Source organism: Arthrobacter sp. SPG23, from assembly GCF_000876655.1.
GTDB lineage: Bacteria > Actinomycetota > Actinomycetes > Actinomycetales > Micrococcaceae > Arthrobacter.
Window position 1 is genome coordinate 326169 of sequence record NZ_JYCN01000015.1, and the last position, 21987, is coordinate 348155.

Annotated in this window: 18 protein-coding genes and 1 pseudogene; 8 read left to right on the forward strand and 11 right to left on the reverse strand. The window is 61.9% G+C overall.

Annotation, left to right across the window (positions count from 1 at the left end; translation table 11 throughout):
- Window positions 1-48 precede the first annotated feature (48 nt).
- Entirely contained in the window at window positions 49-732 is a 684-nt protein-coding gene (locus tag TV39_RS09220; RefSeq protein ID WP_235347321.1) for an NADPH-dependent F420 reductase, read from the reverse strand.
- Between the two features lie 118 nt (window positions 733-850).
- Entirely contained in the window at window positions 851-1441 is a 591-nt protein-coding gene (locus TV39_RS09225; RefSeq protein ID WP_043480795.1) for a TetR/AcrR family transcriptional regulator, read from the reverse strand.
- 459 nt (window positions 1442-1900) lie between these two features.
- Here TV39_RS09225 and TV39_RS09230 point away from each other — a divergent pair, with 459 nt between their 5' ends.
- On the forward strand, window positions 1901-3001 hold the full coding sequence (locus tag TV39_RS09230; protein ID WP_043480797.1) for an NAD(P)-dependent alcohol dehydrogenase: 1101 nt from the start codon (window positions 1901-1903) through the stop codon (window positions 2999-3001).
- Between the two features lie 83 nt (window positions 3002-3084).
- Here the strand turns inward: TV39_RS09230 and TV39_RS09235 are convergent, their stop codons facing one another.
- The 4 genes from TV39_RS09235 to TV39_RS09250 all read right to left on the reverse strand — a co-directional run bounded on the left by TV39_RS09235 (window position 3085) and on the right by TV39_RS09250 (window position 7298).
- Entirely contained in the window at window positions 3085-3651 is a 567-nt protein-coding gene (locus TV39_RS09235) for a serine esterase (protein WP_235347322.1), read from the reverse strand.
- A gap of 59 nt (window positions 3652-3710) precedes the next feature.
- Complete coding sequence (locus TV39_RS09240) at window positions 3711-4319, reverse strand: cysteine hydrolase (RefSeq protein ID WP_043480801.1); 609 nt, start codon at window positions 4317-4319, stop codon at window positions 3711-3713.
- 188 nt (window positions 4320-4507) lie between these two features.
- Complete coding sequence (locus tag TV39_RS09245) at window positions 4508-5557, reverse strand: 2,3-butanediol dehydrogenase (RefSeq protein WP_043480803.1); 1050 nt, start codon at window positions 5555-5557, stop codon at window positions 4508-4510.
- Between the two features lie 109 nt (window positions 5558-5666).
- On the reverse strand, window positions 5667-7298 hold the full coding sequence (locus tag TV39_RS09250; protein ID WP_043480805.1) for a flavin-containing monooxygenase: 1632 nt from the start codon (window positions 7296-7298) through the stop codon (window positions 5667-5669).
- Window positions 7299-7514: 216 nt separating this feature from the next.
- Between TV39_RS09250 and TV39_RS09255 the strand changes: the two genes are divergently transcribed.
- On the forward strand, window positions 7515-9254 hold the full coding sequence (locus TV39_RS09255) for a helix-turn-helix domain-containing protein (RefSeq protein WP_043480807.1): 1740 nt from the start codon (window positions 7515-7517) through the stop codon (window positions 9252-9254).
- 28 nt (window positions 9255-9282) lie between these two features.
- On the opposite strand, the gene TV39_RS09260 is transcribed toward TV39_RS09255, so the two are convergent.
- Complete coding sequence (locus TV39_RS09260; protein WP_043480809.1) at window positions 9283-10182, reverse strand: LysR substrate-binding domain-containing protein; 900 nt, start codon at window positions 10180-10182, stop codon at window positions 9283-9285.
- A 422-nt stretch (window positions 10183-10604) separates the two neighbouring features.
- Here TV39_RS09260 and TV39_RS09265 point away from each other — a divergent pair, with 422 nt between their 5' ends.
- Window positions 10605-11393 (forward strand): SDR family oxidoreductase, encoded by a 789-nt coding sequence (locus TV39_RS09265; RefSeq protein ID WP_043480810.1) that lies wholly within the window; start codon window positions 10605-10607, stop codon window positions 11391-11393.
- Between the two features lie 476 nt (window positions 11394-11869).
- On the opposite strand, the gene TV39_RS09270 is transcribed toward TV39_RS09265, so the two are convergent.
- From TV39_RS09270 to TV39_RS09285, 4 genes are all read right to left on the reverse strand, one after another.
- The gene (locus tag TV39_RS09270; protein WP_043480812.1) at window positions 11870-12850 is read right to left on the reverse strand and encodes an ABC transporter permease; all 981 of its coding nucleotides are present in this window, start codon (window positions 12848-12850) and stop codon (window positions 11870-11872) included.
- Window positions 12847-13836: an ABC transporter permease gene (locus tag TV39_RS09275; RefSeq protein WP_043480814.1), complete on the reverse strand. Its 990-nt coding sequence runs from the start codon at window positions 13834-13836 to the stop codon at window positions 12847-12849. Before TV39_RS09275 ends, TV39_RS09270 begins: the two co-directional genes overlap by 4 nt.
- Window positions 13829-15280, reverse strand: coding sequence for a sugar ABC transporter ATP-binding protein (locus TV39_RS09280; protein WP_200890983.1), 1452 nt, complete (start codon window positions 15278-15280; stop codon window positions 13829-13831). Before TV39_RS09280 ends, TV39_RS09275 begins: the two co-directional genes overlap by 8 nt.
- A gap of 186 nt (window positions 15281-15466) precedes the next feature.
- Window positions 15467-16621: a sugar ABC transporter substrate-binding protein gene (locus TV39_RS09285; protein ID WP_043480818.1), complete on the reverse strand. Its 1155-nt coding sequence runs from the start codon at window positions 16619-16621 to the stop codon at window positions 15467-15469.
- A 370-nt stretch (window positions 16622-16991) separates the two neighbouring features.
- On the opposite strand from TV39_RS09285, the gene TV39_RS09290 reads away from it, so the two are divergent.
- The 5 genes and pseudogenes from TV39_RS09290 to TV39_RS09310 form a co-directional block, all read left to right on the forward strand.
- Window positions 16992-17927, forward strand: a complete 936-nt coding sequence (locus TV39_RS09290; RefSeq protein WP_160292495.1) for a helix-turn-helix domain-containing protein — start codon at window positions 16992-16994, stop codon at window positions 17925-17927.
- A 139-nt stretch (window positions 17928-18066) separates the two neighbouring features.
- Window positions 18067-19026, forward strand: a complete 960-nt coding sequence (locus TV39_RS21665) for a LacI family DNA-binding transcriptional regulator (RefSeq protein ID WP_268747758.1) — start codon at window positions 18067-18069, stop codon at window positions 19024-19026.
- 177 nt (window positions 19027-19203) lie between these two features.
- Window positions 19204-20514 carry an extracellular solute-binding protein gene (locus TV39_RS09300; protein ID WP_043480823.1) on the forward strand — a complete coding sequence of 437 codons (1311 nt, stop codon included), beginning with the start codon at window positions 19204-19206 and terminating at the stop codon, window positions 20512-20514.
- A gap of 9 nt (window positions 20515-20523) precedes the next feature.
- A complete protein-coding gene (locus tag TV39_RS09305; protein ID WP_043480825.1) occupies window positions 20524-21504 on the forward strand; it encodes a carbohydrate ABC transporter permease in 981 nt (326 codons plus the stop codon).
- Window positions 21504-21987 (forward strand): annotated as a pseudogene (locus TV39_RS09310) (carbohydrate ABC transporter permease); the annotation flags it as partial. The gene TV39_RS09305 and the pseudogene TV39_RS09310, both read left to right, overlap by 1 nt.

Below are 21987 nucleotides of genomic sequence, written 5' to 3' on the forward strand. Positions count from 1 at the left end.
GGACGACGGCGGGGAATTCCCGGCGTCGTCCGCTTTTTGAGTTGGATGTTACTTGGTGACCTGAAGCCCGGTGTCCCAGTTGAAATCGGCGAATTCAGGATTGGCCTGCATGGTCATCAGGACGAACTGGAAGCCTTCGAGTTCGCGGGAACGCTTCAGCGGACCGACTACCAGAGGGCGCATGCCGCCAGCGCTGACGAGGCTGCTCACGGCCGCGTTGGCTTCGGCACTGTCTCCGGCGATAAAGACGTCCAGGGGCTGTCCGCCTGACTCGCCTGCCACCAAAGTGCCGGCGAAGGTAGTGTTGAACGCTTTGACCACGTTGGCGCCTGCGGGGACAAGCTGTGCGATTTCCTCGGCGGCGGAGTTGCCGGGCTCAACGACCAGGGAATCGAAGGTCTCGAAGTTCACCGGGTTGGTGATGTCCACGATGGTCTTCCCCGCCAAGGCGTCTCCGTAGGCGCTGACCACGGATTTGGCGGCTTCGAACGGGACCGCCAGGACCACGATGCCGCCCTTCGGGGTGTCGACGGTGGTGCCTGCGATGACACCGGAGCCAAGCGCGTCGGCCAGTTCCTTGGCCTTGGTTTCGTCTTGCCCAAGGATTTCGACCGTAAGGCCGGCAGTGAGGGCGCGGGTTGCGATGCCACGGGCCATGTTGCCATTGCCGATGATGGTGAGGTTCGTCATGGGAGTCTTCTTTCCGAAAATACGGGCCAGGAGGGTGTTCATTGGATTCTGTTCTCTCAGGGGAGGGATACTTGAAGCTACAACTAAACATAATCCAATAAAGTTGAAGCGTCAAGTAAATGTATCCCAGGATGAGCGTGCCCCGGCTCACGCCTGGCGTTTAGGGCGACTGCGAGGGCAGGCCCAGGGCGTCGCGGGCGAGTAGTTCGCTGGTTCTCATAATGGACGCACGCCTGCGTTCTTCGTCCGGCGTTCCGGTTATCACGAGCGGAACGTTCGGGCTCGATACCCAGGCGTGGCAGAGCGTGACGATTGTCAGTAGAAGGTCTTCGGCCGCCGCCTCGCTTAATGCCGGGAGGGCGTCCCGGATCTCGCTGACTTTGTTCGCTGCGCGCAGGGCGCGGGTCTCCGCCCCTACCGGATGCCCCTGCTCGAGCCCCTCCCAAAAGGTGAGGCGGGCGAGGCTGGGGCGGCCGTTGGATAAATCAAAGTACCGTCCCGCGAAGTCGGCGATCGCAACGGGACCCGAACCGACGATCGGAAGGTCGTCCAGGGCGGTGACGAGTTCGCGGGTAAGTGCCGCTTCGAAGAGTTCGGCCTTGCCGCCAAAGTAGAAGTAAATCCGTTCCCGGTTGCACCCCGAGATCCGCGAAATCTGATGGATGCGCGCACCGGAGAAGCCCCGGTCGGAGAATTCGGTGATAGCGGCGTCCAGGAGCTTTTCCCGTGTCGCGTCAGTGTCCCAGGCCATGGGTCCCATCCTATCTCCAACCGTTCGTTTGCTTTTGCGATTCGTCGCGCAGTAGCATCAATTCCAACCAGACGTTTGGAGATTGAGTGGAACATGAGGGCAAAGCATTAGCAGCCGATGAGACGGATGCGCATCATCACCGAACTGTCGGTATGGCATCCGTCCATGTCAGGGCCGTCATCACCTGGGTGGCGATCTTTCCGCTGGCCGCAATAGGAATGAGTGTCCTGGCCGCACTGGCGCCGGGGTGGCCTCCGGTTCTGCGCGCATTCACGCTCACTCTTGTGGTCGTTCCTATTGCCGTCTACTTCGCTGTTCCCCGCCTTCTCCTGATTCAGACGAAGCTGGGCAACGCTGCGACGCGCACACGAGTGGGTCGCAATGCGAAACGCAATGTGCGGGTTCGCAAGCCACTCCGGGGTGCGCGATCACTCCGGTCACGATGATGAGGAGTTTGCCATGCAGGTAACTGCTGCTGTCGCGCGGGAGCACGACGCACCGTTCACGATCGAACAGCTTGAGCTGGACGGCCTGAGGCCCAATGAAGTGAGGGTCCGCATGGTTGCAACCGGGATTTGCCACACGGACGTGCTCGTCCGCGATGGCGTCTACCCCACGCCGCTGCCGGCCGTCCTTGGGCATGAGGGGGCCGGCGTCGTAGAAGCGGTCGGTGACTCGGTTGTCTCCGTGGTCCCCGGGGACCATGTTGTCCTCGCTGCCGCGTACTGCGGTCACTGTAAGCGTTGCCGGAACGGTCAGATGGCGTACTGCGAGAACCTGATGGCGGCAGACTTCGGCGGGCGGCGTCTGGACGGCCAAACGTCGCTAAGCAAGGGCGGCGAAGCCATCTCGTCCCACTTCTTCGGCCAGTCATCCTTCGCTACCTTCGCGAACGTCGTCGAGGAGTCGGTCGTCCGTGTCGACAAGGACGTTCCGCTCGAGCACCTGGGCCCCCTGGGCTGTGGCATCAACACAGGGGCGGGAACTGTCCTCAATGAACTTAAGCCGGAGATCGGCTCCTCGCTGGTTGTTTTCGGAACGGGCGCCGTCGGCTGTGCCGCAGTCATGGCTGCGCGTATCGCGGACTGTGCCACTGTCATTGCCATTGACATCCACGACTCCCGCTTGGAACTCGCCCGAGAGCTCGGCGCTACACACGTCATCAATTCAAAGACCGAAGACGTCGCCGAGCGGCTTCGTGAAATCACGGCGGGCGAAGGCGTGGACTACGTGGTGGACACCACTGGCCTGCCCTCGCTCCTTCGCCAGGCTGCCGATGCCTTGGGAGTGCGCGGCACCCTCGCCCTTGTTGGCGCGGCCAAGCCTGGTACGGAGGTCAGCTTCGAGATCGGCGCGTCCCTTGTGAAGGGCTGGACTTTCAAGACCGTGGTCCAGGGCAGCTCGGTGCCGCAGGTCTTCATTCCCCGGCTGATCCAGCTCTGGAAAGACGGCAGGTTCCCCTTCGAAAAACTCGTCAGTGACTATGCCCTCGAGGACATCAACCAGGGCTTTGAAGATTCGAAGAGCGGGAAGACAATCAAGCCGGTCATCGTCTTCTGATGCATCGGCAAAGTCCGAATATTGCAGGGACCACGCTCACTCTGAGCGTGGTCCCTGCGGTCACATCGGCGGCATGCGGTGCCTTAGTGGTCCTGAAGATCGGTGATCCAATGCGCAAGGGCCGTGACGTCTTCTTGGCCAATGCTGTGGCCACAGGCGGAGCGGAGTGACATTGTCAATGCGCCTGAGTCCGCCGTGAGGTAGCTCCACGTGGACTCTAAGAGCTCTCCGGGTATGACAGCATCGGCGTCACCGTGGGCGACGAACATGGGAACGTCCTGGAGCCGGCCTGGAGTGGTTGGCACTCCGGCGTCGAAGGGCAACGTTCCGCGAAGGATAGCCGCGCCTGCGAAACGTTCCGGATCGTCGAGAATGAGGCCTCCGGCGAAGGCGGCACCGCCGCTGAACCCTACGAGGATCACCGGCCGCGAGGCAGGCGCGACAGTTTCCAGCCAGCCCCTGAACCATGCCATGGTCTCAGCCAATGACTCTGCTACCGGGCGGCCGATGCCGCGGTTGGCGAACCAGGCGAATCCTGGACCTTCTGCGATGGGGGCCCGTACCGCTGCATAGCTCGGACCGGGCGGGAGGTAATCGGCCAGCGCGAGAATGTCTGTTTCGCGCGATCCCCGCCCATGCAGCAGAACCACAAGGGGCTTGTCTGGACTATCCGGAGATTGCCACGCAACGGCCGGTTCAGGCAACTGGCTCATGCGGATACTCCGGTAACTTCGCCAGTGGTCACGAACTCGGCGATGTTGGTCAATGCGTAAGTCAACGCGGCCCCGTGCCAGTCCGCGTTGATGCTCGACGCCGCGTCCGTGACGAGGACGGCGCGGTAGCCGTGGTCCGCAGCGTCGCGAAGGGTGTGTTCCACGGCCATGTTGGTCCAGACCCCTGCCACCACTACGGTGGTGACACTTGAATTTCTCAGCAGCATGTCCAGGCCCGTGCCATTGAAGCTGCTCATCCGATTGCGGATCAGGACAGGCTCGTCCGCCCGTGCCTCCAAGCCTTCCAGTGCATCTGCCCCCCACGTGCCGAGCTTGAGCGATTCCGGGCCGATCATCCGGAATATGGGAGCGTTGCTGCCGCCGAATTCACCGCCCGGGTAGAAGACGATGCGGTTGTGGATGACGGGAATGGATTTGTTGCGGGCCCACTCGAGCAGTTGCCGAACGTGGGGGACCAGGTCTTGTTCAGCTGCATGGTCGGCGGCGCCGAACGAGGCGAAAGCTCCGTCCGGATGGACGTTATCGTTCTGGAGGTCCACCAGTAGCAGGGCGGTCTTGCTGAGGTCGAGGGGCGTGTTGTCCATGGTGACTCCTGTATTCGCGTCTTATTCGTCCAGATTACTTTAATCTACAACTGTCGTTTCGAGGTATTCTATTCCCTTGGCTTTCGTCTGCAGCCTCCCCTCCCACTTCACGCCGAAAGCCTGGACCTGCAATGGCAGGTCCAGGCTTACGCATTCGGCCGTCAGCGCCGGGGGAGTGCTGTGGTGGATTAGCTTGCCGGGTCGACCAGGAGTTTCATCTTCTGGCCGGCGCGGAGCTGTTCGAATCCCTGCTCGACGACACCGGTGAGAGGGACGTCCTCCACCCAGCCGGTGGTCTTGTAGTGGCCCTTCGCCATCAGGTCGATGACTGCCGAGTAGTCCGCTCCGGTGTAGCAGATGGTCCCTTGGATGCGTCGCTCCCGCAGAACAAGGTTGATGAGGGGTGTCGGCAGGGGTTTCTCGTAGATCGCTACGCTGACCAGCGGGCGGCGTTCTCCGAGGCATTCCAGGGCTGATTGGACGGCAGGGGCAACCCCGGCGGCATCGAAAGCGGCGTCAACCCCGTCACCGCTGGTCCGGTCAGCGATGAGAGCGGTCACGTCCTGGCTGCTCGGATCCAGTGTCCGGGCACCGAGTGCCTCGATGGACCTGCGGCGGGTCTCCGATGGTTCAACGACGTCGATTTCGGTCAGCCCCATCCCGCGAAGAGCGAACCAGAGGCCGATGCCGATGGGCCCTGCGCCGTAAATCAGAGCCCTGCTTTGGTCGTTGACCTCACCCATGGTGGCTGCGTGATAGGCCACGGACATCGGTTCGACCAATGCCCCCATCTCAAGGGAGACGTTGTCGGGGAGTTTATGCACCTGGTTGACAGGCACGACCGTGTATTCGGCCATGCCGCCGTCCGCCATCAACCCGTGGAATCCGATGACGTTGCAGAGATTGTACGCACCCGTCCGGCATGGTCGGCACTCGCCGCAGCGGTAAATGGGCTCGACGGTGACGCGGTCACCCACGTGGACATCAGTGACGTTCTTGCCCACTTCTGTCACCAGACCCGAGAACTCATGCCCCAGGGTCAGCGGCAAGCATTTACCGGTAAGCGGGTGCGGGTCGGTCGGCGGAATGAAGATCGGGCCATCGTAGTACTCGTGGAGATCGGTGCCGCAAATGCCGTTGCGACTGACTTTGATCTTCACTTGTCCTTCGCCGGGCGACGGCTCCGGAACGTCTTCTATCTCAAGTTCGTTTTTGCCGTAATAGACTGCTGCGCGCATGGCGCCTCCTAAATATCGTGGTCAGGTCCCGATGATGCGGATGCTTCTGGGTGCAGCCCGGGACGGACAGTGGCCTACTGTCCGTCCCGGGCTAAGGTCGTTGTGCTGATTAGGCCGGCGTCAGCGCGTCGGCGTCAGTCATGAAATTCGGGTACTTGTTCGAAGCCTCTTCGGCGAGGATGAAACGGTACTGCTTGATACCACCGAGGTAAAACATCACGGTCCGCTTCTTGCCGGGAATGTTGGCTCCAAAGATCCACGACGCAGCCTGGGGGAAGAGCGTCTGGTGGGCGATGTCCGAGCAAGTCTCCGTCCAGTCGGCTTCCGTTTCGGCTTTGGCCTCGATCCAGCCAGTTGCCGAAGTTGAGACGTGGCTGATCGTCTCGCTGATCCATTCCACCTGTGCCTCAATTGACGGCGGAAGGTTGGTGAAGGGGCCGTTGGGGCCCAGGATCATGAACATGTTCGGGAAGCCGCTGGTTGCCATGCCGAGGTAGCTGGTCGGCCCGTCAGCCCAGTGCTCCTTGAGGGTTTCGCCCCCGCGGCCGCGAATATCGACCCGGACGTAGTTGCCGTCCACGGCATCGAAGCCGGTGGCGCAGATGAGCACATCAAGTTCGTGCAGGCTGCCGTCTGCTGTGACGATGCCCTGCTCCGTCACACGCTCGATCGGGTTCTCCTTGACGTTGACGAGGGAGACGTTAGAACGGTTAAACGTCTCGTAGTAACCCGAATCGCAGAGCGGCCTACGGGCGTAGAGATCAGTCGGCGTCAGCTTTCGGCGCGTTTCCGGGTCTTTTACGATTTCCGCGATCTTCTGGCGGATGAACTTGGCGGCCTCTTCGTTGGCAGCCGGATCTGTTGCGATATCCGAGAACGTCTCGAACATGAAGCGGAAGCCTCCGCCTTCTTCCCACGTCCGCTGGTAAATCCGTTCGCGCTCCTCGGCCGAGACGCTGAAGGTCGGAACGGCGCTCTCCTCGAAGCCCATGGCGACGGACGAGTTCCGGACCTGGTCCCAGTTTGCCTCGAAGTTGTCCCTGTGGGCCCGTTGCTCCTGTGCACTCAGTTGGCGGTTGCCGGCAGGAACGCTGTACTGCGGTGTGCGCTGGAAGGATGTCAGATGTGCGGCGACCGGGGCGGTGGCGGTGATTACCTGGTTGCCTGTGGAACCGTTGCCGATGACGCCCACGCGCTTGCCTGCAAGGTCCAGGTCCTCGGGCCAGGCTCCTGTGTGTACGAGCCGGCCCTGAAAGGTTTCCATGCCGGGGAACTTGGGCAGGTTTGTGGCGGAGAGGAGGCCGAGTCCGGTGACGAGGAACCGGGACTGGAACGTGACGCCCCGGTCCGTCCGTACAGTCCAGGTGCCAGTGGACTCGTCGAATTCAGCTTCAGTCATACCGGTTTCAAGCTGGATGTGTTCGCGCAGGCTGTACCGGTCAACGACGCCGTTCAGATACTTCAGAATCTGAGCCTGGGGAACGTACTTCGTATTCCACGGAGTCTGCTGGTAAAGGTCGCGATCGAACGAGTACTGGTAAACGAAGCTCTCGGAGTCAGAAAGTGCGCCTGGATACTTGTTCCAGTACCAGGTCCCGCCCACGCCTCCGGCGCGGTCAATTGCCACCGCATCAAGGCCGAGCTCGTTGCGCAGCTTGTGGAGCATATAGATTCCACCGAAGCCTGCTCCAACGACGAGTGCGTCGAGCTGGTAGGTCTTCTCCGGGACGGCGTTGTCCATGATGTCTTTTCCTTCGACTAAGAGGGCTCTGTGAGATAATTCACTTTGTAGTCACCAGTCTGTGGTGACAGAACCGGCACTTGATGTCTCAATTTGAGACACTCGCGCCAAGCCCGAGAAGCCGCGATTGATACCCTTTCAGCAATAGTCCCGACCGCTGAGAAGTAGAGATTGGCCACCTGCCGGGCAGGCGATCGACATTGCAAAGGGGCAGACATGGCCGACCCGGTGCGGGAGGCGCGCGACCAGCTGATTCGCGTTGGCCTCACAGGACAGTACGGGGCCAACGATGCGGTGCCGGACATAATAGTGCGAAGCTGGCGCCGTTCGATTAGTAGCGCTGTGGAAAGCACCGTGCCGTCTCAGCGTTTTCAGGACGTGGATACCGACTCCCTGCTGTGCCGGGCCGCCGTCCCCGTTCTTGACCGTTGGCAGCACCAACTGACCGACACCGGAACCACGCTCTTCCTCAGTGACAGGGGCGGCAGCATCGTCGCCCGGCGAACGAGTGACAACAGTGAGCGGCGCCGCCTCGACAGCATGCACGCGGCAGAGGGTTTTGATTACTCCGAGGACTCTATCGGCACTAATGGCCTAGGGACTTCGATGGTCGAAAAGCGTCCGATATTCGTGAAGGGGAGTCAACACTACAATGACGCCCTGGCCGCGCTGGCGTGCGCGGCGGCGCCCATCTATACGCCGGGCGGCTTGGTCGTTGGCTCGGTTTCACTTGGAGGGCCCCTCGAGTCCGCCAGCCCGATCATGTTGTCCCTTACAAGGGAGATCAGCCAACAGATCGAGGAGAGGTTCCGGGCGTCCTCCAGGCCCCAGGATCTCGCCCTCGCGATGTCCTTTATGCGTTTCAGCAGCTCACAACGTCCTACCGTGGTGATGGATCACGAATCCATCCTGGCCAACACGCCGGGGCTTCCTTTCGTTAGCGTTGCATCGCATGTCATGCTCTGGGAACTGCTCAACTCCCACAATTGGGCCTCCAGCAGCACTCTGCGCCGTGAACTGGAGGGTACCTCCATCGAGATCACGGCGCGGAGGGTGGTAGACGGCCCACGCGAGCACTTCGTGGTGCACTTTGCCGAGCTGAATGAAGTTTCGGAAGAACGGGCTGGACTGGCTTTGCCTTCTTATGCCCCGCGCGCGGGCTCAGCTGCGGTGGGTCCAAGTAGGACCGCCCCGGCCGTTGTCCTTGTTGATGGGCCACGTGGTTCTGGACGGACGACAGTAGCCGGGAAACTGCGCACCGAGCGGGGAAGTGCGACACGTTGTGAAGTATTTGTTGCATCCGCTGAGGCGGCCACCCCGTGGAGCACGCTTGAGGACCTGCTGGCGGGTGGAACGGACGTGCTGATCCGCCGGGTGGAAGACGTCGCCGAAAGCGAGGTGGCTCTACTGGCCAGCCTTGTGGAGGGGCACCGGACGGCGTGGACCGCAGGGCAACGAACCAGCTGTCTCTTGCTCACCTCCTCGCGTGACCAAGCTACCCCGGCTGTTCAAGCGTTCATCGACGCCACGGGGCCAGCGGAGCGGACGGAAGCTCTGGCCCTGACACCGGAAAGAATCCCCGGACTGGTCAAGGCCATCCTCAATATTGTTGACCCGGAATCGCGGCACACCATCTCGCCGGCGGCTCTGCAGTCAATAGTCCAGTGGAACTGGCCAGGCAACATCGCCGAACTTGCTGACACTGTAGCCGGACTGATCAGCGATGCGAAAGGTTCGGTCATCGAACGCCGGCACTTGCCGAAGCACTTACAGTACGCGCCGCCACGACGTCACATGAGCATGATGGAGACGGCGGAGCGCGGGGCCATCATCAGGGCGCTCGACGCAGCTGGCGGCAACAAATCCGAGGCCGCGACACTGCTGGGTATGGGCCGGGCAACCCTGTATCGGCGACTGCGCCAGCTTGGCCTCGACACAGGGGAGGGGTCGATATGATCCCGAACTGCGGCAGTCCGTCAAGGCCTTAGTCCGCGGCGGCACCGTCGAGGCTGATGACTTCTTCCAGCACAGCTTTCAGGGCCGGACTTGCATCGTCGCGGCGCCAAGCTACCCGCAGATCGACATCGGCAGTGGAATCCTCGAGAGGGACGAACACGACGCGCGGATCTGTCGCATTCTCCGCGACAGACGCCAGCGTCAGGTGGCATCCCACTTCGGCGCTTACCAGCGCAAGTGCGGTCTGCGTGTCCGGAGCCAGCTGAACGACGTCGGCGACGAAGTCGTTGGCATGGGCGAGCCGCCGGAGCCGGTCAGGCAAAACTGCGCCTTCGAAAGGCGTCAGCGAGATGAAGGGCTCGCCGGCAAGCCGCCGCATGGCCAGCCGACGTGCGCCGGCAAGGGCATGGGTGTCAGGCATAGCTACAACGAGTGAGTCCCGCATGACCACACGGGAAGACACCTCTGCCGGGATGACGTCCCACCGGCCCAGTGCGATGTCCGTTTCCCCTTGCACCAGCTTCTTCATGGCAGGTTGTGCGAAGTTTTGGCTGGACAGCTCAAGTTGGATCCTCGGCCGGTTGGACTTCACTTGTCTGGCGAGCCGTGCGACCAGTTGGTGTGTGGACACGCCGGCAAAGGCAATCCGCACCAGTCCGACTTCACCGTTGTCGGCGGACCGGACGGCCTCTTCTGCTCGGCGCAGGGCATCAAGGACCTCGGTGGCAGGGCCGATTAGCGCCTGTCCTGAGGAGGTGAGTTTCACGGAACGGGTATTGCGGTCCAGCAAACGCGTCCCGAGTTCCGACTCGAGCTGTTTGATGATCCGGCTTAAGGGCGGCTGGGCCATGTGCAGCTGCTCAGCAGCCCGCCCGAAATGGAGTTCCTGGGCCACGGCAAGGAAAGCCCTGAGCTGACCGACGTCCATGTTTACGTCCTTATTTTATTGATTAAAAAGTATCACTGGAAATGGCTTTGCGCGCCCATCGAAACAATGGTGCGGCCTCGCGCGATGACGCCAGGCCGCAAGCTTCCGATTTTGGCATGTGTGGGGTGCTCAACGAGTGCCTCCAATGGTCTTGTACAAGATTTGGACACTTCGTTCTTTGGCGGGTGTGCCAAGTGCAGGATGAGGATGTGCCGCACTGCGGGACGTCCTCACAGCTCACCGAAGAGCTCATGGGTGACTAACAAATATCGTCGGGAGACGGACGGTGCACAGCTGACTAGAAGTGCTGTGAGGCTCAAGGCTTCGCCTTGGGCTCTCCGTGCAGGGCGGCTCCCCGGAGTGGCCCGGTCAGTCTCTGTGCTGCTGATCAAAGTCTTCCCGCTAGAGTCCTTGGAGGCAAAATGTCAGAACGTGTAAAGGGGCGCAGCATCCTTGTCACAGGTGCCGGCAGCGGTATGGGCCGGGTTATCGCGCTCGCGCTGGGAAATGAGGGAGCTAATGTCACGCTCCTCGATCTCAACCTCGACGCAGCCAATGCTGTGAAGAATGAAATCACGGCGGCTGGCGGCAACGCCGTGGCGGTTTCCGGTAACGTCGTCAACCGCGACGACGTAGCAACGGCTGTCAAGACGAGCGTTGAATCGTTCGGCCGGCTCGACTGCATGTTCGCCATCGCGGGCATCATCAAGCCGACACACTTCCTTGAAACCACCGAAGAGAACTTCCGAAGCACGCTGGACGTGAATGGGCTGGGTACTCTCATCTGTCAGCAGGAAGCGGCCAAGCAGATGATCGAGCAGGGCACCGGGGGCAAGCTGATTGTCACGTCTTCCATCGCAGGCCGTCAGGGCTACCCGAACTTCGCGTCCTACTGCGCGAGCAAGTTCGCGGTGACCGCACTGAACCAGTCAGCTGCCCACGCACTGGCCAAGCACAAGATCACATCCAATGCCTTTGCCCCGGGGGTTGTAGACACCCCCCTATGGAAGAAGCTTGACCTCGATCTCATGGAGATGGGTGATACATCGCATCCTGGCGAGGCCTTCGAGTCCTTTTCCGGAGCGAATCTGATCGGACGCAAGGGCGTCGCGGAGGACGTGGTTGGCACAGCTCTATTCCTCGCCTCCTCAGACTCCGACTACATGACGGGCCAGACCATCATGATCGACGGCGGCATGGTTCTCGTGTAGCCACAACGGCTGACCGAAGCCTTGCGTGCCTGAATTGCGGCGTTTGAATTCGGTTCGTTTCCGTATGCAGTAGATGCCAAACGGCGGCTTGCGTAGAACGCAAGCCGCCGTTTGACTGCGACAACTCGATCTCAGTAAAGGCGTGGTCGGGCGGCCCTCTCACGAATGCCTGTAAACAACAGGAAGATGGGCCGGCACAATAGTGGCAACCCTCCCGACGATGATGACCCTTTATTCGGGTCGGTGTGTTCTCGGTGGGCGTTCATGCCAACCCCTGCAGGCAACCTCCACATTGCTCGAGGCGGCGCAAATGTGCCCAGGGCCCAGACGCCGCCGCCGGCTTCCGTTTTCTCGTCGGTGTGGATTTCTAAACACCAGTCACACGCCGTGCGGTCCCTCGCCGGAGACGCTTGGCGGGGCGCCCCGCTGATCAGAGCGGAGCGCCCCGGAACCGGCCCAGCCTGAGCAGCAGTTTCTCAGGTAACGGCCAGGTGAGGCTGGCGCCTCCGAAGAACAGCCTTGTGGGCCACCACCTTTGCGATGACGAATTCCAAGAGGATCACCACCAGCAGCAGGACGCCCGTGAAGAGCTCGGTGACAAAAGCCTTGACGCCGATCGAGGACATCCCCGCGGCGAGGACTGCGGTGATGGCGATGCCGAACGCGACGTTCACCATGCCTCCGCGCCCTCCGGTGAGGCTGACGCCGCCGATGAGGACTGCCGCCAGCGCCAGAAGAAGCATGTTGGCCAGGCCATCCGGCGTCGCAGACCCGCCCCGGAAAGACGACAGCGCCCCGGCTAGGGCTCCGCATCCGCCGGAAATGGCGAAGGCGAGTACCAGACGCGACTTGAGCTTGACCCCCGAGGCGACGGCCTCCTGCCGTGCCCCGCCGATCGATGAAATCTCTCGGCCCCATCGTGTCCGCGACAGGAAGATACCTAGAACGGCGAGTACGGCGATCGTTGTCAGGGACAGGGGTGTGAAGACCCAGATCCGAATCATGAGTGCGTCGCTCAGATTGTAGTTAGTGAGGGTCACCGGGACGCCGCCGGTTGCCAGCCAGGTTGCGCCGCGGAGCAGGATCAGCGTTCCTACGGTGAACACGAGGGAGCTGATTCCGAGCCGTGCAATCACCCAGCCCTGGAGCGAGCCGAGCAACACACCCACGACTGTGGCGATGAGGATGCTTGCGATCAGGCCGAGGCCCCCGAGTTGTACGGCGATCGCGCCCGCAAGGGCGGCCATGGACGCGACTGAGAGATCGAACTCCCCGGCGATCATCGTCACCGCGAGCCCGGCCGCGACGACACCGAGTGGGATGAGTCGTTCAAGCGACGAGAACAGGGCGGCCTCCCCACGGAAGCTGGGTGAGACCGTGGCCATGATGCCGACAACCAGGACAAGGACGACGATTTGGAGCGCGTATTTGAGGAAGAATTCCCTTGCAGCATTCATCGGGTGCTGACCTTTCTGAGAACGTGGAGGGCTACGACGAGCACCACGACGATGCCGCCGACGAGGAACACGCGCCAGCCGTTGTCGAGGCCGTGCAGGAGCATGATGTTTCCCAGTGCCACTATGAGCAGTGCACCGAGCGCGGACCGGGTGGGGGAACCTTCGCCGCCCGATACGGCGGTGCCCCCAACCAGGACCGCTGCGATAACGTCCATCGTGAGTCCGGCAAGGTCGTTCGCCTGCATCTGGTGCAGCTGTGAGGCATTCAGCGCGCCGGCCACTCCGAGGCCAACCCCGAACGCGATGAAGGCCCAGATCGTGGTGGCCCGGGGAGAGATGCCGCTGTTCCTTGCGGTGGCGCGGTTGGCGCCGAGTAAGTGGATATTCCGCCCGATCAGCGTGTGTTCGGTGAGGAACCAGGCAACGGCTATGAACAGTACGAAGATGTAGACCGGCAGAGGGATTTCCAGGAAGTTCCACGTTGCCAGCCACGCCACGTCCACGCTGCCGGCAGTGACCACGGCCCCCTTGGTGGTGATCGCCACCAGGCCGTAGATGACTGAGCCCACGGCGAGGGTGGTGATGACCGGATTGAGTCCGGCTCCGACGATGAGGCCCTGCAGGATTCCTAGTGCCACCGAGAGCATGACGGCGGCGCCGAGCCCTGCCAGCGCCGATCCGGTCAGTCCGGACACGGCGAGGAACACGATCCCGGCGAGCACGGTGGAGGATGCGATGCCGAGCGAGAAGAAATTGCCCGAGATCGTGATCGCGGTCATTGCGACCGCGATGATTCCAACGATCGAGGTATTGATGAGGATCGCGCGAAGATTCGCGAACGTTGCGAAATCGGGTGTGCTGATGGCAGCTACCGCGAACACTGCCGCCACGAGGAGCGGGAGGGTGTAGCTGGTGACGAAGCGAATTACGCTGCCTCGTTGCGACGGAGCAATGAAGTTGGTTGCAATGCTTGCTGTACTAGACATGATTCGCATCCTCACGGTGCATTACTTCGCGAACGAGGGCGGATTCTGTCCACTCGTCCGCTGGTCGGATAGATGTTTGTTCGCCGCGGAAGTAGGTGGCGATCGTGTCAGAAAGGCCCAGGATTTCATTGGTGTCCGAGGAGCTGACGATCACGCCTACCCCCGAGTCGCTGAGTCGTCGAAGCTGGGCGTAGATATCGGCGCGCGCGCCGATATCTACGCCCCGGGTGGGCTCCTCAACCAGGAGAACGCGCGGGTTGATTCCTAGCCATTTGCCCAGGGCAACCTTTTGCTGGTTCCCGCCGGAGAGCGTTCCAACGTTCGAGTTCATGCGCTTGGCGTCGATGGCGAAGTGAGCTGCGAAACGGTTCGTCTCGTCGACCTCCTGCCGGGCGCTGACGAACCCTGCGGCGGACAGCCGGTGCAGCCAGGGCGACGACAGGTTCCGGCGGATCGGGACTTTTGCGAAGATTCCGTCCTTCTTCCGGTCTGCGGAGCAGTACGCGACGCCGGCCGAGATTCCGTTCTGCCTGCCGCGGGTGTTGAGCGTCTGGCCGTCCACGAGAACCTCACCGGAGACGATCTCGCCGACGCCGGCAAGGGCCTCCATCAGCTCTGCCGTTCCCGAGCCGAGCTGTCCCGTCAGACCCAGGATCTCTCCACGCCGGAGAGTCAAGTTGATCTCGGAACGGAGCTCGGGAATCCGGAGTCCGCGCGTCTCCAGCACGACCTCACCGAAAGTCGCGGATTTCCCCGGATAGAGGTGGCCCAGTTCCCGGCCGATCATCTTGGCGACGATCGTCTCGACGTCGAGCTCTCTGACCTCAAGAGGAGCTTCGCTCTTGCCGTTGCGGAAGACGGTGACGCGGTCAGCAATCTCGAAAACCTCGCCCAGTCTGTGGGTGACATAAACGACGCTCCGTCCCTCCGACGCGAGCCGCTTGACGGCGTCCAGCACGCGGACGATCTCGGCGTCCGAGAGGGCGGCGGTCGGTTCGTCGAAGATGATGACCTTGGCGTCCCTGGCCAGTACGCGCGCGATCTCAAGAAGTTGCATCTCCGCGACGGAGAGTTCCTCGACGGGCGTCGACGGGTTGAGGCCGGCCAGCCCGACGCGTTCAAGGATCGCGACGGCATTGTCGTTCAGTTTGCGGGGGCTCCACCACCAGGGCGCCCCCTGCTGGCCGAGTACGAGATTCTGGGCCACGGTCATCGTTCCGACCGTGCTGAACTCTTGCTGGACGACGGCGATCCCGGCCGCCTGTGACAGCGAGACGGTGGAGATATTTGCGGGGGTCCCATCGATTTCGATGGAACCCTTGTCGGGTGAGACGAGGCCTGAGATGACCTTGACGATTGTGCTTTTGCCGGCGCCGTTCTCACCCAAGAGGGCCATGACCTCGCCGGCCCGGAGTTCGAAGTGCACGTCCGAGAGGGCGTTCACTGCTCCGTAGGACTTGAAGATGCCGCTCGCTCGAGCGAAGGGGAGTGCTTCCAGGCATAGTGTCTCCTAGGTTTGCATTGGGTGGCGCAGCAAGGCGCGCACCAGATGGGTGCGGAGCCTCGGATCGCTCCGCGGGTGGGAGGTATCCGAGGCTCCGCGGTGGGGGCTGACTCCAGCAGAGGGGGCCTATTTGCCCATCAGCTTGTCGAACGAGAGGCCCCAGATATCGAACGAGGCATTGTTCTCGGCTGTCACCTGGGGGTTCATCATGTACGTGGCCGCGTGCGGGGCCTCGACTTTGAGCTCGGGCTTGGCCGACGACGATTCAATGGTGACTTCGCCGGACTGCACCTGACCGGTGGCGATGTACTGCGCGGCGGTCCGGACGACGAGGGCGCCCTCGATCACCGGGGACTGCAGGGTGGCCGACCAGATCTTGCCGCTGCGCAGGTTGGTCATGTCACCGGAGGAGGTCCCGGTGATAAGAATGACGTCCTTGCCCGGCTTCAGCCCGTTTTGCTCCAGAGCTTGAACCACGCCGTTGGCCACGTCGTTGCTGTGTGCATAGACGATGTCGATGCCCTGTCCGAGGAACCGCGGTATGACCTGGCTGGCTGCTTTGAAGCCGCCTTGCGCGTCAACGGTCGGGGTGGGTTCGACGGCGAGCATGTTGAACGCCCCGGGCGTGGCTTCGGCGAAGGCTTTCTCGCGGTCGTCACCAGCGGCGTACCCGGCGGTGAACCGGATCTCGACGACGTTGGGCCTGCCGTCGGGACCGTGGAACTTGACCCCTTCAGCCTTCAGCTTCTCGACAGCGGCGAGCGCGTTGGCTCCGGCTTCCTTACCGATGCCGGTGTCCGAGACCCCCGCGTAGGCGGTCACGTACTTGGACGCTTCCGGAGTGACCAGGTTGTTGAACTGGATCACCGGTGCCTGCGCGGAAAGCAGGCGGATCGAGTTCGTTGCGGCAGCGGCGCCGGCCGGCCACATCAGGACCGCGGCTGCGCGCTCACCGGTGGCGAGCCATTCCTGGACCTGCTGGTCCTGTTCCGTCTGGTCCCAGTTGTTCTCGACGATGTTGACGGTGTAATTGAGGGCTTTGGCCTCGTCCTTGATGGACTGCGAGGCGGCCGCCAGATAGACATTCGACGTCGACGGCATAAAGACCTTGAGGAGCGCGCCGCCACCATCCGTCGTGCCGGTGCCCTTGCCTTGGGACGCGGCAGGGGCACCTGGAGCAGCGCTGCTGCTGGTGCTGCAGGCAGCGGTGGAGGTGACGAGGCCTGCGGCGAGGAACCCGACGGCGATTTTTCGCCAGGCGCGGGAAGACGGGAATTTCATTATTTCTATGCTCCTTTGAATAGAGAGAACGGGTGCGTGAGGAAACGGGGCTTAAATGCCCGGTATGTAGCGCGAAGAACGGCAGTCCACCCAGCGACGTTCTTGTCGGGGCGCCTTGGCCGACCGGGCAGGAGTGGGCTCCGTCGGTTTTGGAGCCATCCCGGATCGAACCGGTGCTTTGATCTTTGCGGAGAAGAACGCCGAAATCCGCGGTCCGTGCAGAACTTGAACATCGCTCCGTCATCTGGCATTGCTGATGGGTTGGAGTGTTCAAGGTTTGAACAATCCCGCACGCGAGGCCCGGGCGGGATTGTGGCTTATGTCACACTGGAGGGGGCCCATCAACGCAATGACGCGGAGGAACAACGAGATGTCGGATTCGATCGAGGGGCAGTTGTCGCTCTTGACGGTAGCGCGAAGAGTGATCACTTCGACGCAGGTCGCCCTCGAAGGGACAACGACCTGGCTCGCCCTTACCGATGCCACTGGGAAGGTGACCTACGAATGGGCAGCGGCTCCGAGCTTGCGTCGGCATCTCGCGCGCGCGGATGTCACCGAGGGCGCCGACCTCGCTCAGCGTTCGGCGGGCACCAATGGAGTGGGTGTCGCGCTCGCGACCCGCGCCACCACAGTCGTCCAGGGCACTGACCATCTGGATGAGCGCATGCACAAGCTTGTCTGCGCAGCGAGTCCCGTCTTGCACCCGGTCACCCGGAAGTTGCTGGGCGCCGTCAACGTCACATGTCTTGCGGGCGAGCAAAACCCGCACCTGAAAATTGCGCTGAACATGATGGTTGCCGGGATTCAGGATTCTCTCACCCGTCTTTCACGCGCCCGGCATCAGCGGCTCCTTGACGCACACTTGCGCGTCAAGGCGGGTACGGGAGCTGCCGTCGTCACCCTGGACCGATACACCATGATCGCGGAGGACGGCCTGGGAGGGCTATCACTTGATCGTGAACAGCTATGGCAGTACGTCGAGGAAGCCGGACCGTTTACCCGGGAGTTCGTCCTGCCCACGGGTGTGCGGGCTCAGATCGTGCCAGTGATACCGCCGAAGACCTCTGAAGGCTGTTCGCTAGTGCTCAGCCGTCTGAATGTTGCGGGCCTTGCGCGGGCTGCTGCGAAGGGTTCCGAGGGGCAGCGGACATCAAGTCCGCCGTTGCTCAGTCAGCTTGAACTCGCTGAGCGGGAGATTATCGCGTCTGTGCTGCGTGAGTGTGGCGGGAACAAATCGGATGCCGCTGAGCGGTTGCGCATCTCACGCGGGACGCTTTACGAAAGAATCCGCCGTTACGGATTGTGAGGCCACATCAGTCTGAAGCTATATATCTGGAGTACAGATAACGTGGTGCGGAATTGGTATTGGACGCTGAATGAATTCGCTGGCAAGGTGAAGCAAGAACGCCTTGCAAGAAGGAGTGGTAGTGCCGCGGACACGCAGAGTGACAGCGTCTGATGTCGCGAAAGCCGCCGGCGTGTCAAAAACCACCGTCAGCTACGTGCTCAATCAAACCCCGCATCAGACCATCCCGGAACAAACGCGGCGCCGGGTAATCGACGCCGTTCGTCAGTTGGACTACACCTCGCTGGCAGCGGCGCGGGCTCTCCGTATGGGCCGAAACGATCTCGTCCTGTTTGTGCTGCCAGACTGGCCGCTGAGTCACGCTCTTACCAGGGTGATCGAGCAAGTTACCGACGGACTGGCACGGCGGGGCTTGTCCCTTCTCCTCCAAAGACTGGGCCCGGACCGCTCGTTGATTTCACTCTGGCGTCAACTGGCGCCTGCAGCAGTGATGACGGTGGACGCGATCGACGCAAAGGATGAGTTGCTCATCCAAAAAGGGGGAACATTCATAGCGGCTGCCGCCATATCGGATTTTGGCATCAAACAGGATCGTATCGGTGCCATGCAGGCGCATCACCTGGTCTCACGGGGCCATCGACGTCTTGGCTATGCCCGCAGCAGCAATCCAAGGCTGGATGCACTCAATACCGAACGGTTCGAAGGATTTCGAGGGGCCTGCCTAGCCTTGGGCTTGGATGAGCCTTCCACTGTTGACGTTGACCTCAGCCTGGACAGTGCAATAGGGGCAGTCCGCGGACTGTCCGTGACGCCGGCCAACGTCACAGCTGTGGCGACCTACAACGATGAAATTGCCGCAGCGATCCTGGCTGGAATGCGGGTTGCAGGGATGACGGCCCCCAAGGATCTGGCCGTCATTGGCGTCGACGACGAGCCGTTCGCCCAATTCATGTCACCCGCACTAACCACCATCCGGCAAAATCATGCCCTGTTCGGAAGCTATTTTGCCGACCGAATCGCAGCCGGGATCAACGGGGAAGTGCCGCCGAGCAGTCCAAAGCTTGACGTGCTCGCGCTGGTTGTCCGCAATTCAACCTGAGGCGAAAGCCGCATTCAGAGGCATTTCGGATAACTGATCACCGAATAGATATTGGACGCCGTCAAGAGCCCGGTCTGATACTGGAAACAGGCATCTACTTAATCGAGTCAGTAACCGGCAACCCACATCCCGGCGACTAGCTGCTTTGCCAAACTCCTCAAAGACGAAGGACCAGCCATGACCACCACCCGCACAACATTCTCCCGCCGTGGCTTTCTAGGCCTGACCGCCGCGGCTGCTTCCGTACCCCTTCTGGCCGCCTGTGGCGGCGGCTCCGCTTCCCAAAGCGGCGGGAGTGCGGGTGGAACCATCAAGTTCTGGGACATGCCGTGGGCAACCCCCGCCCTCAACGAGGCATCCAAGAAGCTCACGGAAGGTTTCTCCGGAGCCAACAGCAAGGCCAGCTACCAGATCATCCAGTGGAACAACTTCTACCAGACATTTTCATCTGCCATTGCGTCCAAGACAGGTCCGGCGGTGTCCACCGGCGGCGGCTTCCAGGCCTTCCAGTTTGAGCAGCAGGGCCAGATCGCCTACGCGGACAATCTCATTGAAACTCTGAAGAAAAACGGCATGTACGACGACTTCCTCCCCGGAGTGGTTGAGCCCTTCAAGACCGACAAAGGCTATGTAGCTGTTCCTTGGCATCTGTCCATGCGCGTGATGTGGTACCGCAAGTCCCTGTTTGAGCAGGCGGGGGTGGATGTTCCCAAGGACTGGGCAACTCTACTTGAGGCCGGGAAGGCCTTGAAGAAGATTGGGGCAGTCGGCTTCGCCACCGGTGCCGGTGCGGGAAATAACATCGGCAACCAGGCCATGATCATGATGATGATCAACAACGGCGGCGGTGTATTCACCAAGGACGGCGAGCTCGACGTCCTAAACGACCGCAATGTTGAAGCGACTGAATTCCTGTTGGAATTGGTTTCCAACGGCATCATTGATCCAGCGGCAGTTAGTTATACCAGCGCTAACCTCGATGCGCAGTGGAAGGACAAGAAGGCGGCTTTCGGCGCTCATGTGTCCCAGATGGACACGCGAGTCGGTGACACATCGGGAGATCTCCTCGTGGCGAGCCCTATCGCCGGTCCGCACGGGGACAAGGGCGGCCTCGTGTTCCCGAACAACATCATGATGTACACCAACACTCCGTCGCAGGAGGCATCCGAGGCGTTCCTCGTGTACTATCTGGGCCAGCTCAAGGAACTGTGGAAGCAGAAGCTCATGAACGCTCTGCCGGTGTTCAAGTCCATCGCCGAGCTCCCGGAATTCGCGAGCGATCCGAACAACGTCAAGATCGTGAAGGAATGGCAGCCGATCGCCAAGACTCTGGCAGCCCAGGGCGACAAACTGAATGCGAACCTCGCGGTGCTCGACGGCGGTCAGGCCTTGAACGAGTTCACCCAGACGGTCCTCACCGGAAAGACGGACGCAAAGTCCGCCCTGCAGGCGTTCGAGTCCGGCCTTAAAACCGTCCTTAACAAGTAGGCGGCCAGCATGTCATCCACCATGGCACCGTCCGGCCTCTCCCGGGCCCGCCGGGGCCTTGCCCCCGGCGGGTCCGGGGCCGGATCGCCGAAACCCGGCGGCCCCGCCAACCGCAAGAGCAAGCTCAGCGCGCAGACCAGCCGGACCTTCTTCTGGCTCCTGCTGCCCTCCGTGGTCCTGCTCGTCCTGATCCACGGCTATCCCCTCATTCACGCCGGTGTGCAGGCCACGCACGACGGTTCCCTGATCCAGACCGGCAACTTCGTTGGCGGGGAGAACTTCGCCACCGTCCTGTCCTCGCCGGCGTTCTGGAAAGCCGCCCAGTTCACCCTGTGGTTCACCATCGTGGGCGTCTTCGGCTCCTGGCTGGTGGGCCTGGGCCTGGCCCTGCTGCTCCGCACCAAAATCCCCGCCGGCGCAACGTTCAAGGTCCTGCTGCTCCTGCCGTGGGTGGTGCCGATCGTGGTGTCCTCCACCGCGTGGAACTGGCTCGTTGCCACCCCTGACAGCCTGGTCCCGTCCCTGTTCCGGAACCTCGGCCTGGGCACCCCGCTCTTCCTGGCCGATCCCAACCTCGCCGCCATCACCGTGATGGTGTTCAAAGTCTGGGTCAGCTTCCCGTTCATGATGATGATGATCTCCGCCGCCCTGGCCTCGGTGGACACCACCGTCTACGAAGCCGCCAGCATGGACGGCGCCACCCGGTTCCAGCAGTTCACCCAGATCACCCTGCCGCTGATCGCCCGCTCCACCTACATCTCCTGGATCCTGATGACGATCTTCTGCGTCAACGACTTCCCCACCATCTACCTGCTCACCGGCGGCGGCCCCGTCAGCGCCACCACCTCCCTGGTGGTCCTGGCCTACCGCACTGTCTTCCAGGACTTCGCCACCGGCCCCGGCGTCGCCATCGCCTTCCTCATGACCATGACGCTGGTGGTCATCTCCGTACTCCTGTACCGCCAGATCCGAAAGTCGAGTGTCGAATAATGAGCGCAGCAGTCCACGCCCATCCCGAGTCCGGCCCGGTCCTCGGCGTCGGCGGCCCAGCCAAAAACAAGCGCGTCCTCTCCGAAGCCGGCCACCGCGGCCAGTGGTGGAGGTTCGTCGCGATCCTGGCCATTACCGCTGTGGTCCTCGTCCCCATCATGGTCACCGTGGTGCTCGCCTTCACCCCCGGCCCGACCAGCACTGCCACGGGCCTGACCTTCGAGAACCTCGCCAACGTGTTCGACGGAACCCTCGCGGCCACCTGGCTGCAGAACAGCCTCATCACCACCCTTTCCACCGTGTTGGTGTCCGTGGCCGTCGCCGCCCCCGCCGGCTACGTCCTCTCCCGCGGCCGCAGCAAGGCGGTCTCCGGCTACTCCCTGCTGCTGTTCGTGATGCAGTCCCTGCCCATCATCACGTCGGTGGTCCCGCTGTTCATCCTCTTCGCCGGCATGGGCCTGGTGGACAACCTGCTGGGCATCA

Excerpts from the sequence above, each read along its gene's own strand:
- TV39_RS09270 (WP_043480812.1), bottom strand. The coding sequence starts at position 12,850 with ATGAATGCTGCAAGGGAATTCTTCCTCAAATACGCGCTCCAAATCGTC.
- TV39_RS09225 (WP_043480795.1), bottom strand. The coding sequence starts at position 1,441 with ATGGCCTGGGACACTGACGCGACACGGGAAAAGCTCCTGGACGCCGCT.
- TV39_RS09305 (WP_043480825.1), top strand. The coding sequence starts at position 20,524 with ATGTCATCCACCATGGCACCGTCCGGCCTCTCCCGGGCCCGCCGGGGC.
- TV39_RS09260 (WP_043480809.1), bottom strand. The coding sequence starts at position 10,182 with ATGGACGTCGGTCAGCTCAGGGCTTTCCTTGCCGTGGCCCAGGAACTC.
- TV39_RS09250 (WP_043480805.1), bottom strand. The coding sequence starts at position 7,298 with ATGGACAACGCCGTCCCGGAGAAGACCTACCAGCTCGACGCACTCGTC.
- TV39_RS09240 (WP_043480801.1), bottom strand. The coding sequence starts at position 4,319 with ATGGACAACACGCCCCTCGACCTCAGCAAGACCGCCCTGCTACTGGTG.
- TV39_RS09285 (WP_043480818.1), bottom strand. The coding sequence starts at position 16,621 with ATGAAATTCCCGTCTTCCCGCGCCTGGCGAAAAATCGCCGTCGGGTTC.
- TV39_RS09255 (WP_043480807.1), top strand. The coding sequence starts at position 7,515 with ATGGCCGACCCGGTGCGGGAGGCGCGCGACCAGCTGATTCGCGTTGGC.
- TV39_RS09300 (WP_043480823.1), top strand. The coding sequence starts at position 19,204 with ATGACCACCACCCGCACAACATTCTCCCGCCGTGGCTTTCTAGGCCTG.
- TV39_RS09245 (WP_043480803.1), bottom strand. The coding sequence starts at position 5,557 with ATGCGCGCAGCAGTCTATTACGGCAAAAACGAACTTGAGATAGAAGAC.
- TV39_RS09275 (WP_043480814.1), bottom strand. The coding sequence starts at position 13,836 with ATGTCTAGTACAGCAAGCATTGCAACCAACTTCATTGCTCCGTCGCAA.
- TV39_RS09265 (WP_043480810.1), top strand. The coding sequence starts at position 10,605 with ATGTCAGAACGTGTAAAGGGGCGCAGCATCCTTGTCACAGGTGCCGGC.
- TV39_RS09220 (WP_235347321.1), bottom strand. The coding sequence starts at position 732 with ATGAACACCCTCCTGGCCCGTATTTTCGGAAAGAAGACTCCCATGACG.
- TV39_RS09290 (WP_160292495.1), top strand. The coding sequence starts at position 16,992 with ATGTCGGATTCGATCGAGGGGCAGTTGTCGCTCTTGACGGTAGCGCGA.
- TV39_RS09230 (WP_043480797.1), top strand. The coding sequence starts at position 1,901 with ATGCAGGTAACTGCTGCTGTCGCGCGGGAGCACGACGCACCGTTCACG.